Raw genomic sequence first — 13,068 nt, forward strand, 5'->3', positions numbered from 1 at the left:
CAGTCCGCGTTGTCACCCTTTCGACGATCTGGGTTATCGTTGCGCTTGTGGTGGTGGCCACTTTCATCGGGTCGCTTTATGGCGATGCTGCACGCAGCAATTTCGAACGTCTGCTAACCGCCCACCTGTTCAGCCTTGTCGGTGCCGTCAGCACGTCGGGCGAAGGCTCGTTGCAGGGGCGCCCGGAACTGGGCGAGTTGCGCTATTCCAGCCCGCTCTCCGGCTGGTATTGGTCCGTCGATCCCGTCACGCCAAACCTGACCGGAAAGTTGCAGTCGCCTTCGCTGCTTGGGCGCATCGTGCCGGAAATGCCGATCACGCAGGCACCCTTCGACAGCTCCTTCATGCGCAGCTACGCCTTGCCCGGCCTTAACGGCGAGGAGCTTTTCATCGTAGAAACCGAAGTGGTTCTGGATAATGCCAACCGTATCGCGCGCTTTCGCGTCATGGGCAATCTCAGCGAGGTTCTGAAGGAGATATCCGATTTCAGAACCAGTCTCGCAACTTATCTGGCGATCTTCGGTATCGGGAGTATTCTCATCAATGCGGCCGTAATCCTGTTCGGCTTGCGCCCACTCGATAAGGTGCGTCAGGCGCTGGCCGATATTCGGGAGGGGCGTTCGTCAAAGCTCGACGCCTCGCTGCCTGTGGAAATTGCGCCGCTCGCCACCGAAATGAATGCGCTGATCGAGAACAATCGCCGCATCGTCGAGCGTTCGCGAACACAGGTTGGCAATCTCGCACATTCTCTCAAAACCCCGCTTTCCGTGCTGGTCAACGAGGCACGGAGTATGGGCGGTGAACACGGACGCATCGTTCAGGAACAGAGCGCGGCGATGCAGGTTCAGATCCAACATTATCTGCAACGCGCGCGCATTGCAGCACAACGGGACAGTGTGGTCTTCCGCACACCCGTGGCACCGGTTCTCGAACGTATGCAGCGGGTGACTGCGAAACTCAATCCAGCTTTCAGCGTTACCTTCAGGAATGACCTGCCCAGCGCGGTTTTTGCCGGGGAACGGGAGGATATGGAAGAAATCGTCGGCAATCTCCTTGAAAATGCGGCTAAATGGGGCCGTAAACGTATCAATATCAGCCTTGCCCCTATTTCTGGGGAGCAACGACAATTTGAAGTCCTGATAGAAGACGACGGGCCTGGTCTGGCATCGGACAAGATCGAGGCTGCGCTGAAGCGCGGCAGCCGTGTCGATGAAACGAAACCGGGAACGGGGCTTGGGCTGGCGATCGTGCAGGACACTGTTCGCGAATATGGCGGCAGCCTGCATCTTGGCAAGAGTTCGTTCGGTGGTCTGGGTGTCCGGGTCGCGTTGCCGTTGACGCAAGATTGACGGTTGTTTTTGGCTGAAAGCGGACTAGAAGATTAAATTGAAAAGTCGCATGTCGATATAGTGTGCATGCTAATTATTTATGAAGGCCGGTTGTTATGATGATGGTATCCAGGTTTTCTCACCCAGTTTCAGTTGCTTCGATGATGTTTGCGATGGCGCTTGCATTGTCGGCTTGTGGCACGACCGGTAAGGGCACCGGTCTTGGTTCGCTGGGCGGCGGTTCTACGGCGCAGAAGCCCGAAACCAGCCTGTTGACGTCGCTCGGCAACGGTCTTCTCGGAAGCTCTGCAAATCAGCTGAATGCAGCCGATCGAAAGAAGGCGCTGGAGGCGGAATATCGCGCGCTCGAATATTCACCGGCAGGCAAGGCCGTATCCTGGAACGGCAGCGGATCGAATTCCGGCGATGTGACCGCGGCGCAGCCTTATCAGGTCGGGTCACAGAATTGCCGCCAGTATTCGCACAGCTTCAATATTGGCGGATCGCAGCAGACGTCCCGCGGGACGGCATGTCGCAATCCGGACGGTAGCTGGACACCGCTGACCTGAATTCCTCAATCCTGCCTTTGCGGCGAATTGCCCTAGGCGCTCACTTACTGAAGGTAGTGGTTGGTTTTTCCCTTGGCTGCGCTTAAGTCGTAGCCATGGGATTCTGGCTTATTGCAGCATTACTGACATTGGCAGCCACTCTGGCTGTTTTGTTGCCTCTCACGCGGCGCAAGCAGGCATTCTTGCCCGCTGAAAAGAACGATCTCGAGGTCTATCGGGATCAGTTGCGCGAGGTCGAGGCCGACGCTGCGCGCGGCATGATCGACCCGCAGAGCGCCGAACAGGCGCGCATCGAAATATCGCGTCGCATTTTGAACGCTGAAAAGACCGGCAAGAAAGCAGCCGAGGCTGCAGGCAAGGCCGTACCGGGCCGGTTACTGGCTTTCGTGGCCGTGCTCGCCGTACCGCTGATCGCCTGGGGCGTCTATCCGCTTTTCGGTAAGCCGGACATGCCGTCCATGCCGCTCGCCGAACGGCTTTCGGCCAATGCGGATCGTGGTTCGGTCGATGAGCTGGTGGCGCGCGCCGAAGCGCATCTTGCGCAGAATCCCGGCGATGTGCGCGGATGGGATGTCCTGGCGCCGATCTACCTGCGGCTGGGGCGTGCCGCTGATGCCGTCAATGCCTATCGCAGTTCCATTCGCATCGCCGGGGAGAATTTCCCGCGCGTTCTCGGGTTGGGTGAAGCACTGGCAACCGCTTCGGGCGGTACTGTGACTGCCGAGGCCGAAGGCTTTTTCAAGAAAGCCGCCGAACTCGAACCACATGATGTTCGTCCGCAATTCTATCTTGCACAGGGCGAGATGCAGGACGGTCGCATGGATATGGCCGCCAATCGCCTGCAGGCGTTTCTCGATAAAGCACCCGCGGATGCACCTTGGCGCGGTCAGATCGAGCAGGCTATCGCCCGGCTTCGCGATCCCGCTACCGGCGGCGAACAGCAGCCGAAGGGTCCGACGGCGGACGACGTCGATGCGGCTTCGTCGCTCAGCCCGGAAGACCGGCAGGCGATGATCGACGGCATGGTTCAACGTCTTGATGAAAGTCTTCGCCAGAATAGCGGGGATGTCGAAGGCTGGAAGCGCCTCGTGCGCTCCTATATGATCCTCAACCGCCGCGATGCAGCGCTGGACGCTCTCAATCGCGGAATGACAGCCCTTCAGGGCGAAAGCCGGTCGAACCTTCAAAGTTTCGCAGCCGGTCTTGGACTGGAGACAGGGAACGCACAAAGATGAGCGCGACCGCAGACGACAATGCACGCGGCATGAAACCGACCGGCAATTTTGCCCGTACCGTCAGCCAGAGAAAACGGAAGCGCCTGATCCTGATCGGCGGCGCGCTGGTGGTTCTGGCGGTGGCGGTCGGGTTGATGCTGATGGCTTTCAGCCAGGATATTCGTTTCTTCCGCACGCCTGCTGATCTGACGGAGCAGGATATGGCCTCCGGCTCACGGTTCCGTCTCGGCGGTCTTGTCGAGGAAGGTTCTGTCAGTCGCGCGGGCAGCGAACTGCTTTTCACGGTGACCGATACGATCAAGACCGTGAAAGTCGTGTTCGAAGGTATTCCGCCTGACCTCTTCCGTGAAGGGCAAGGTGTTGTGGCCGAAGGACGCTTCGGAGACGATGGAGTGTTCCGCGCCGACAATGTGCTGGCGAAGCACGACGAGAATTACGTTCCAAAGGATCTTGCCGACAGCCTGAAGGAAAAGGGCGTCTGGGAAGGCAAATAAAGATTAAGGCACTTCATATGCTGGCGATGTCCGGCTGGTGCTTGATGGAGACTGCAGATGAGTGTCGAGATCGGCCATTTCGCTCTGGTTCTGGCACTGGCCCTGTCGATTGTCCAATCGATCGTGCCGGTGGTCGGCGCGCATCGCCGGGATACGCAGCTCATGTCGGTTGCGGCGCCAACAGCAATTGCTGTCTTCGCGCTGATCTGCCTTGCATCGGCAGTCCTTATTCATGCCTATGTCGTGTCGGATTTCTCGGTTCTGAATGTGGTCGAGAACTCGCATTCGCAAAAGCCGCTTCTCTACAAGATCACGGGCGTCTGGGGTAATCACGAAGGCTCAATGCTTCTATGGGTGTTCATTCTCACCTTCTTCAGTGCGCTGGTAGCTGCCTTTTCCGGCAATCTGCCTGAAACACTGCGCGCCAATGTCCTTGCCGTTCAGGGCTGGATCAGCGTCGCATTTCTGGCGTTCATCGTGTTCACATCGAACCCGTTTACCCGCATTTTCCCGGCTCCGATGGAGGGTGGCGACCTCAACCCGATCCTTCAGGATATCGGCCTCGCGATCCACCCGCCGCTGCTCTATCTCGGCTATGTCGGCTTTTCGGTGTGCTTCTCCTTTGCCGTGGCGGCGCTTATCGAAGGGCGTCTCGATGCTGCGTGGGCGCGCTGGGTACGTCCGTGGGCACTGGTCGCCTGGATGTTCCTGACCGGTGGCATCGCGATGGGGTCCTACTGGGCTTATTACGAGCTTGGCTGGGGTGGCTGGTGGTTCTGGGACCCGGTTGAAAACGCATCGTTCATGCCTTGGCTGGTAGGCACCGCATTGCTCCATTCTGCACTGGTGATGGAAAAGCGCTCGGCCCTGAAAATTTGGACCGTGCTGCTCGCGATACTCACTTTTTCGCTGTCACTGCTCGGCACCTTTCTTGTTCGTTCCGGCGTTCTCACCTCTGTTCACAGCTTCGCCACCGATCCGGGGCGCGGCCTTTTCATTCTGGCGATCCTCGCAATCTTCATCGGCGGATCGCTGTCGCTTTTTGCACTGCGGGTACAGAGCCTGACGGCAGGTGGTATCTTCCATCCGATTTCACGCGAAGGCGCGCTCGTCTTCAACAATCTGTTCCTGACGACTGCTGCCGCGACCGTGCTGATCGGTACGCTTTATCCGCTGTTGCTGGAAGTGATGACTGGCGACAAGATTTCCGTCGGTGCACCGTTCTTCAACATGACCTTCGGCCCTTTGATGATTCCGCTTCTTTTTGCGGTTCCTTTCGGTCCCTTGCTTGCCTGGAAACGCGGTGATCTTTACGGCGTGTCGCAACGGCTGATGACGGCCTTCGCGCTCTCGCTTCTGGCCGCAGCAATCGTTTTGTGGAGCACATCGGCTAAATCGGTTCTGGCAGCCTGCGGAATAGGGCTTGCCGCATGGCTGATTTTCGGCAGTCTGACCGATCTCGTTCTCAAGGCTGGTATCGGCAAGGTTTCAGCAGCCAAGGCATTTGCGCGTTTCAGGGGTTTGCCGCGTTCGGTTTTCGGCACGGCTCTTGCCCATATCGGGCTCGGTGTAACACTGCTTGGCATTGTGAGCGTGACCACCTTCGGCACGGAGAATGTGCTGATCATGCGTCCGGGCGACACCGCCAAGGTACAGGATTACACGCTGCGCTTTGAGGGCCTTCGTCCGTTGACCGGCTCGAACTTCACCGAAAATCGCGGCACCTTTACCTTGCTCGATTCCAGTTCGCGCAGTCTTGGACAAATCGAACCGTCCAAGCGGTTCTTCCCGGCGCGCCAGATGCCGACGACTGAATCAGGCATCAAAACGCTGTGGTTCAGTCAGGTCTATGTCGCCCTTGGCGATGAACCGGGCGACGGGTCGGCCGTGGTGCGTATCTGGTGGAAGCCTGATGTGACGCTCATCTGGTATGGTGCCCTTGTCATGATGATAGGCGCACTGTTTTCTCTGGCGGATCGCCGCCTGCGGGTTGGCGCGCCTTCGCGCAGTCGCAAGTCCACGTCGAAAGAAGCGGAGGCCACAGCATGAAGAAGCGGTCGGCATTTGCCGCACTTCTGCTTGGCGCTGCTCTGGCTGTTCAAGGGACGGCGGCGCTCGCGGTCAATCCGGATGAGGTCTTGCCGGATCCAGCGCTTGAAAAGCGCGCCCGTACAATTTCCGGCGAACTGCGCTGCATGGTCTGTCAGAACGAATCCATCGACGATTCCAATGCCGAACTTGCCCGTGATCTTCGCATTCTCGTGCGTGACCGGCTGAAAGACGGCGATAGTGACGAACAGGTGATGGACTTCATCGTCGATCGCTACGGCGAATTCGTACTTTTGAAGCCGCGTCTCAATGCGCGCACCGTTCTTCTATGGGGCTTCCCCGTTGTTGTGCTTATGATCGGTGCAGTGGCGCTGGTCTTTGCCTTTCGCGGACGCAGGCAGGCAGGCGAGACACCTAAGCCGCTTACGGAGAGCGAAAAGACGGAACTCTCGCGTCTTCTGGACGGCAAATAACCTTCCGTCGCCCGCGATTGTTATTCGCAACCTTACGAAACTTTCATGTTGTGGAAACGGAGCGGTAAGGTAGCCCTAGCTATCTTACGCTCTATAAAGGTTTCACAGGGTTGCGTTTCCGAAAGATCGGGGCGCGGCCGGATTACTGCTCGTAAGGAGAAATAAATGTCCAGAGCCAGGATTTCCAACTATCGCAAAGGCGTTGCCGCGATTGCGCTATCGGCTGTTCTCGCCGGTGGTTTTGTCGCTACCGGTCCGCTCGGCGCGCTCAATGACGCCCGCGCCGATGCCGTGCAGGTCACTCCGCCGTTGCAAGCGGTCGGTTTTGCCGAGCTGGTTGAGAAAGTTCGTCCGGCTGTCGTCAGCGTCCGCGTGAAGAAGGACGTGCAGGAAGCTGCGGACCGCGGCGGCCAGTTCTCGAGCCCTCCCGGCTTTGACCAGCTTCCGGACGATCATCCGCTGAAGCGTTTCTTCCGCGATTTTGGAATGGACCCGCGTGGCGATGCACGCCCTGATGCCCGCCCTGATCGCCGTGGCCCCGGCAAGCGTGGTCCGCGTCCGGGACATGAACGGCCTGTCGCCCAAGGGTCTGGCTTCTTCATCTCCGAGGATGGCTATGTGGTGACCAACAACCACGTCGTTTCCGATGGCGATGCCTACAGCGTTGTGATGGACGACGGTACCGAGCTTGACGCCAAGCTGATCGGCACCGACCCGCGCACCGATCTGGCTGTGCTGAAGGTTAATGATCCGAAGAAGAAGTTTACCTACGTCTCGTTCGGCGATGACAACAAGATTCGCGTCGGTGACTGGGTCGTGGCTGTCGGCAATCCGTTCGGCCTCGGCGGTACGGTGACGTCGGGTATCGTTTCGGCCCGTGGCCGTGATATCGGCGCTGGCCCATACGATGATTTCATCCAGATTGACGCCGCTGTTAACAAGGGCAACTCCGGTGGTCCGGCCTTCAACATGTCCGGCCAGGTCATCGGTATCAACACCGCCATCTTCTCGCCTTCGGGCGGTAGCGTCGGTATTGCCTTCGCAATTCCGGCCTCGACCGCGAAGCAGGTCGTTGAGCAGCTCATCAAGAAGGGCTCTGTGGAACGCGGCTGGATCGGCGTCCAGATTCAGCCGGTGACGAAGGATATTGCTTCGTCACTTGGTCTTGCCGAGGAAAAGGGCGCACTCGTCGCCTCGCCGCAGAAGGATGGTCCGGCTGCCAAGGCCGGTATCCAGGCCGGCGATGTGATTACCGCTGTCAACGGTGAAACCGTGCAGGATCCACGCGATCTGGCACGCAAGGTTGCTGGCATCGTTCCAGGCGATAAGGCGGCAGTGACCGTCTGGCGCAAGAACAAGGCCGAGGAAATCAACATCACCATCGAAGCGATGCCTGGTGATCTTGGCAAGGCGGCCAGCCCGTCGGGCGACAATGGCGGCGGCGATCAGGGCGAGACACTCGACTCCTACGGTCTGACCGTAACGCCATCCGAAGATGGTAATGGTGTGGTGGTCACAGATGTCGATCCTGACAGCGATGCCTCCGACCGCGGTGTTCGTTCCGGCGATATTATCATGAGCGTTAACAACCAGACGGTGAAGAGCGCACAGGATATCAACAACGCCATCAGCGAAGCCGCCAAGTCGGGTCGCAAGGCAGTGCTGCTGCAATTGCAGAGCAACGATCAGAGCCGCTTTGTGGCCCTGCCGATCGATCAGGGATGATGGCCGGCAGCCCGTGACGGCTTTGAGCAATCCGATGCCAGGCGGCTCTCCGCCTGGCATCGCCTTATCATCAAACGGTATTATAGTAGCGCCATGAAGATTCTCGTTATTGAAGATGACCGCGAAGCGGCCCGCTATCTGGAGAAGGCCTTCACGGAGGCCGGACACTCTGCTGATATCGCCGGTGACGGCGAGACCGGCTATACGCTGGCCGAGAATGGAAGCTACGATGTCCTCGTAGTCGACCGTATGCTGCCGAAGCGCGATGGCTTGTCTGTCGTGGCCGGTTTGCGCGCCAAGGGTATGGAAACCCCAGTCCTGATCCTTTCCGCGCTCGGCGAAGTGGATGACCGCGTCACCGGCTTGCGTGCCGGTGGTGACGACTACCTGACCAAACCCTATGCCTTCTCTGAGCTACTGGCCCGCGTCGAGGTCCTGCAGCGTCGTTCCAGCCCGCGTGAGGCGGATACGATCTACCGCGTCGGTGATCTGGAGCTTGACCGGCTTGCGCATACGGCGCGCCGTCAGAATGTGGACATCACGCTCCAGCCCCGCGAATTTCGCCTTCTCGAATATCTGATGCGTCATGCCGGACAGGTCGTCACGCGCACCATGCTGCTTGAAAACGTTTGGGATTATCACTTCGATCCCCAGACGAATGTCATCGACGTGCATATCTCGCGTCTACGTTCGAAGATCGAGAAGGGCTTTGATGTCCCGCTGCTTCATACGGTGCGCGGCGCTGGTTACATGCTGAAGGCCGGGCGAACCAAACAATCGGCAACCGCCAAGGTAGATTGATGAGCCGCTTTTCAGCGCTCATGCGCACCACTGCCGTTCGACTGTCAACGCTGTACCTGCTGCTGTTCATCGTCGGCGCTGTAGCGCTGGTCTTCTACATGACCAATTTGTCGGCCTCCATGCTGGCCGCGCAGACCCAGCAGTCGCTAGGCGAGGAAATCGGCAGCATCGGCAAAAGCTATGCAAGAGGCGGCATTCCGCAGCTCGTGCGTACAATCGACTATCGTTCACGCCAGCCCGGTGCCTATCTCTATCTGGTAGCCGATCCGACCGGCCGCATCCTTGCGGGCAATGTGGAAAGTGTCGAACCCGGTGTTCTGGATACCGACGGTGTCATCGAGCGCGGTTTCAAATATAGGCGCTATGGCGAGCAAGGCACCGAGACGGAGCATCGCGCTATTGCGGTTGTGATCGCATTGCCGAACGGTATGCGGCTTCTGGTCGGCCGCGATCTAGGTGAACCTGAACAATTCCGGGACGTCGTTCGCCGGTCGCTGATGCTGGCCCTCGGCATCATGGGCGTTGGAGCGTTGCTGATCTGGCTCTTTGTCGGTCGCCGCGCGCTGAAGCGTATTGATGAGGTTTCACGGGCGTCGCAGCGTATCATGGACGGCGATCTGACTGGAAGGCTTCCGGTCAACGGCTCCGGTGATGAGTTCGACCGCCTGTCGGCCAATCTCAACGTCATGTTGGGTAAAATTCTGGAACTGAACGAGGGACTGAAACAGGTTTCCGATAATATCGCGCATGACCTCAAAACACCGCTGACGCGTCTGCGCAACCGTGCGGAAGAGGCTCTGTCCGGTAAGAAGGCCGCGCCTGAATATCGTGAGGCGATGGAAGACATTATCGGCGAGTCGGATCAATTGATCCGGACCTTCAACGCAATCCTCATGATCTCACGCCTTGAGGCAGGCTATTCATCCGAGAATCTGGAAGACATGCCGGTGGCGCCTATTCTTCGGGATGTCGCTGAAATGTATGAACCCGTTGCCGAAGATGCGGGCGTGAGCCTGTCGCTTGGCGATCTGGACGAGGTGGCCCTTCACATCAATCGCGAACTGGTCGGGCAGACGATCTCCAATCTCGTCGACAATGCAGTTAAGTATGCGGGCAAACATGCGGGTGGCGAAGAGCGAACGGCGATAGTCAGCCTGTCGATGGAGCGAGACCCGAACTGGGTTCGTATTATCGTGACCGATAACGGCCCCGGTATTCCCGAAGAGAAACGTGAACAGGCGACAGAACGTTTTGTCCGCCTTGAAGAAAGCCGAACGCAGCCCGGTTCGGGGCTCGGTTTAAGTCTTGCCAAGGCTGTGATGAAATTGCACGGTGGCGCACTTCGTCTTGAAGGCAATAGTCCAGGCCTGCGCGCCGTGCTGGAGTTTCCGTTGCCATCGGATAAGGTTGAATAAAAAACTGATGTAAGAGGGGATCATGGCGGCAGAAAACACAAAAGCACTATTCTTCGAGAGAGAGATTCGTGCTTTGACGCCACTCGATCCCTCAAAAGCGGAATCCTTCCTTTCTGATCTTGTTGCACGCGCTAGAGAAGACGAGCTTCCGGGCGTTGCCGCATTGTTGCAAAAGGCGGAAGCCGTACGTTTTTTCTCCGCTGTTCTCGATCTTTCACCGTTCCTTCGCGAAGCGATGACCCGTCATCCGCGTATTCTTGATCGCATCGTATCGAAAGCGCCGGAGGTGGCACTTCAGGGTATTTTGTCGGAAATATCGGCTGATGCTTCCGGCGAGGGCGTGACGGAAGCTTCACTCATGACCAGCCTGCGCGTTCAGAAACGCGAGGCACATGTGCTGATTGCACTTTGCGATCTCGCGGGCATTTTCGATACAGAAGCAACCACAGGCTGGCTCACCGATCTGGCCGAGGCGTGCACGGGCACTGCCGTCCGGTTTCTGCTGCTGGATGCTGACAATGCGGGCAAGATCAAACTTCCGGACCGGAATCATCCCGACATGGGCAGTGGCTGGATTGTTCTCGGCATGGGCAAGTTCGGTGCACGGGAACTCAACTATTCGTCCGACATCGATCTCATTGTCTTCATCGACGAAACCAGACCGGCCATCGGCGATCCGTATGAATGCGTCGAAACTTTTTCGCGGCTGACGCGTCGCCTTGTTCGTATTTTGCAGGACCGCACAGGCGATGGTTATGTCTTTCGCGTCGATATTCGCCTTCGACCGGATCCTGGTTCCACGCCGCTGGCCATTCCTGTTGGTGCGGCACTCCATTATTACGAAGGGCGCGGGCAGAACTGGGAGCGCGCAGCTATGATCAAAGCGCGGCCGGTCGCCGGGGATCGCGAGTCCGGAAAGCAGGTTCTGGCAGAACTCTCCCCCTATGTCTGGCGCAAATATCTCGACTACGCAGCCATCGCCGACGTGCACTCGATCAAGCGTCAGATTCACGCCCATAAGGGCCATGGTGATATTGCCGTGCGCGGGCACAATGTGAAACTTGGGCGAGGCGGTATCCGCGAAATCGAATTTTTCGTCCAGACGCAGCAGCTCATTGCTGGCGGGCGTTTTCCCGAATTGCGCGGTAACCAGACGGTGCCGATGCTTGCGCGACTGGCGGAACGTGGCTGGATCACCGATAAGGCACGCGATGCTTTGGCGAAGGAATACTATTTCCTGCGCGATGTCGAACATCGCATCCAGATGATTGCCGACGAGCAGACACATATCCTGCCAGAAGATGACGACGGCTTTGCCCGTGTCTCCCATATGATGGACTATGCCGATCCGGCGGTCTTCTCCGATATTTTTCTCGATGCGCTCAAGGTCGTGGAAAAACACTATGCGGCGTTGTTCGAGCAGGCTCCCGAACTTGGAAGCTCATCCGGAAATCTGGTCTTTACCGGCGATGTGGATGATCCGGGTACGCTGGAGACGCTCGCCGCCATGGGTTATGAGCGTCCGAGCGATATATGCCGGGTGATCCGCACATGGCACTTCGGACGTTATCGCGCCACACAATCTGCCGAAGCACGTGAACGTTTGACCGAGCTTACGCCAGCTCTGCTTAAGGCCTTTGCCGAAACCAAGCGTGCGGATGAAGCGCTCTTGCGTTTCGACGGCTTTTTGAAAGGCCTGCCTGCGGGCATCCAGCTTTTCAGCCTGCTGCAATCCAATCCCCGCCTTCTGAACCTCCTCGTGATGATTATGAGCGCTGCACCACGGCTAGCCGAAATCATCACGCGTAACCCGCATGTGTTCGACGGTCTGCTTGATCCGGCGATTTTCTCCGAAATGCCGACGCGCAGCTATCTCGAAGAACGTCTTCGTGTGTTCCTCGGGCCTGCGACCGATTATGAGGAAGTGCTGGACCGGCTACGGATCTTCGCTGCCGAGCATCGCTTCCTGATCGGCATTCGCCTGCTGACGAGTGCAATTGACGGAGTGCGCGCTGGTCGTGCTTTCTCCGATCTTGCCGAACTGATGATCGGCAAGGCATTCGAGGTCGTGGAAGCGGAACTGGAACGACGCCATGGCAAGGTGAAGGGTGCCAGGGTTGCTCTTCTTGCCATGGGCAAGCTTGGTAGCCACGAACTCACCGCGGGTTCCGATGTGGATCTGATCCTGCTTTACGATCACGACAAGGAAACGGACGAATCCGACGGTGAAAAGTCGCTGGCTCCCTCGCAATATTATATCCGCCTTACCCAGCGGCTCATTGCAGCACTTTCGGCGCCAACGGCGGAGGGGGTGCTCTATGAAGTCGATATGCGGTTGCGCCCCTCCGGCAACAAGGGACCGGTCGCGACCCATATCGAATCCTTCGGCAAATATCAGCGCAGCGAAGCCTGGACGTGGGAACATATGGCCCTGACCCGCGCGCGCCCGATCCACGGCGACGAGGCCTTTATGGATCACATCAGAAGCGTGATTGACGAGGTTCTGTCTACACCCCGAGATGTGAAGAAGATCGCTAAGGATGTGCGCGAAATGCGCGACCTGATCTACCAGGAAAAACCGCCCGCCGATGATTGGGATTTCAAGCTCAAGCCCGGCGGCATCGTCGATCTAGAATTCATTGCACAGTTTGCAGTGCTGGCAAACAAGTTCGACCGGAAGCCGCGGCCTCTGGGGACCGAGGAAATCCTGTCTGCCCTCGACCCATCCTTTGCCGATCCGGCGCTCGCCGATAATCTTGTCGGCGCACACCGTCTTTATACCAATTTGAGCCAGACGATCCGTTTATGCCTTGGAGGCGATGCCCGCCGCGATGAATTCATTCCGGGCATGATCGACTTGTTGTGCCGTGCAGCGGACATGCCGGATATCAAGCGCGTGGAGCATCATCTGGCAGAGGTCGCCGTCGAAGTACGGTCGAGCTTCGAGACGCTCTTGGATATTTAGGGCATTTCCAGCAA

10 protein-coding genes are annotated in these 13,068 nt (G+C 58.1%); all 10 read left to right on the forward strand.

The features are described from left to right. Positions 1 to 50 precede the first annotated feature (50 nt). The 10 genes from CQZ93_RS03270 to CQZ93_RS03315 all read left to right on the forward strand — a co-directional run bounded on the left by CQZ93_RS03270 (position 51) and on the right by CQZ93_RS03315 (position 13,054). Positions 51 to 1,349: an ATP-binding protein gene (locus CQZ93_RS03270; RefSeq protein WP_181153297.1), complete on the forward strand. Its 1,299-nt coding sequence runs from the start codon at positions 51 to 53 to the stop codon at positions 1,347 to 1,349. A gap of 95 nt (positions 1,350 to 1,444) precedes the next feature. Beyond that, positions 1,445 to 1,897 (forward strand): RT0821/Lpp0805 family surface protein, encoded by a 453-nt coding sequence (locus CQZ93_RS03275; protein WP_105541317.1) that lies wholly within the window; start codon positions 1,445 to 1,447, stop codon positions 1,895 to 1,897. A gap of 95 nt (positions 1,898 to 1,992) precedes the next feature. Further along, a complete protein-coding gene (gene ccmI, locus CQZ93_RS03280; protein ID WP_105541318.1) occupies positions 1,993 to 3,132 on the forward strand; it encodes a c-type cytochrome biogenesis protein CcmI in 1,140 nt (379 codons plus the stop codon). Continuing rightward, positions 3,129 to 3,626, forward strand: coding sequence for a cytochrome c maturation protein CcmE (gene ccmE / locus CQZ93_RS03285; protein WP_105541319.1), 498 nt, complete (start codon positions 3,129 to 3,131; stop codon positions 3,624 to 3,626). The genes ccmI and ccmE overlap by 4 nt, the downstream gene beginning before the upstream one ends. A 57-nt stretch (positions 3,627 to 3,683) precedes the next feature. Further along, entirely contained in the window at positions 3,684 to 5,675 is a 1,992-nt protein-coding gene (locus CQZ93_RS03290; RefSeq protein ID WP_105541320.1) for a heme lyase CcmF/NrfE family subunit, read from the forward strand. Further along, positions 5,672 to 6,148, forward strand: a complete 477-nt coding sequence (locus tag CQZ93_RS03295; RefSeq protein ID WP_105541321.1) for a cytochrome c-type biogenesis protein — start codon at positions 5,672 to 5,674, stop codon at positions 6,146 to 6,148. Before CQZ93_RS03290 ends, CQZ93_RS03295 begins: the two co-directional genes overlap by 4 nt. Before the next feature lie 165 nt (positions 6,149 to 6,313). Beyond that, entirely contained in the window at positions 6,314 to 7,873 is a 1,560-nt protein-coding gene (locus CQZ93_RS03300; RefSeq protein ID WP_105541322.1) for a Do family serine endopeptidase, read from the forward strand. A 93-nt stretch (positions 7,874 to 7,966) separates the two neighbouring features. Then, positions 7,967 to 8,674 carry a response regulator transcription factor gene (locus CQZ93_RS03305; protein ID WP_105541323.1) on the forward strand — a complete coding sequence of 236 codons (708 nt, stop codon included), beginning with the start codon at positions 7,967 to 7,969 and terminating at the stop codon, positions 8,672 to 8,674. Then, positions 8,671 to 10,089: a sensor histidine kinase gene (locus CQZ93_RS03310; protein ID WP_181153298.1), complete on the forward strand. Its 1,419-nt coding sequence runs from the start codon at positions 8,671 to 8,673 to the stop codon at positions 10,087 to 10,089. Before CQZ93_RS03305 ends, CQZ93_RS03310 begins: the two co-directional genes overlap by 4 nt. A gap of 22 nt (positions 10,090 to 10,111) precedes the next feature. Further along, positions 10,112 to 13,054, forward strand: coding sequence for a bifunctional [glutamine synthetase] adenylyltransferase/[glutamine synthetase]-adenylyl-L-tyrosine phosphorylase (locus CQZ93_RS03315; RefSeq protein ID WP_105541325.1), 2,943 nt, complete (start codon positions 10,112 to 10,114; stop codon positions 13,052 to 13,054). Positions 13,055 to 13,068: the final 14 nt, after the last annotated feature.

Origin of the sequence: Ochrobactrum vermis (genome assembly GCF_002975205.1) — a bacterium.
GTDB classification, from domain to species: Bacteria; Pseudomonadota; Alphaproteobacteria; order Rhizobiales; family Rhizobiaceae; genus Brucella; species Brucella vermis.

Coding starts and splice junctions, on each gene's coding strand:
- CQZ93_RS03275 (WP_105541317.1), top strand. CDS start 1,445: ATGATGATGGTATCCAGGTTTTCTCACCCAGTTTCAGTTGCTTCGATG.
- ccmI (WP_105541318.1), top strand. CDS start 1,993: ATGGGATTCTGGCTTATTGCAGCATTACTGACATTGGCAGCCACTCTG.
- ccmE (WP_105541319.1), top strand. CDS start 3,129: ATGAGCGCGACCGCAGACGACAATGCACGCGGCATGAAACCGACCGGC.
- CQZ93_RS03290 (WP_105541320.1), top strand. CDS start 3,684: ATGAGTGTCGAGATCGGCCATTTCGCTCTGGTTCTGGCACTGGCCCTG.
- CQZ93_RS03295 (WP_105541321.1), top strand. CDS start 5,672: ATGAAGAAGCGGTCGGCATTTGCCGCACTTCTGCTTGGCGCTGCTCTG.
- CQZ93_RS03300 (WP_105541322.1), top strand. CDS start 6,314: ATGTCCAGAGCCAGGATTTCCAACTATCGCAAAGGCGTTGCCGCGATT.
- CQZ93_RS03305 (WP_105541323.1), top strand. CDS start 7,967: ATGAAGATTCTCGTTATTGAAGATGACCGCGAAGCGGCCCGCTATCTG.
- CQZ93_RS03315 (WP_105541325.1), top strand. CDS start 10,112: ATGGCGGCAGAAAACACAAAAGCACTATTCTTCGAGAGAGAGATTCGT.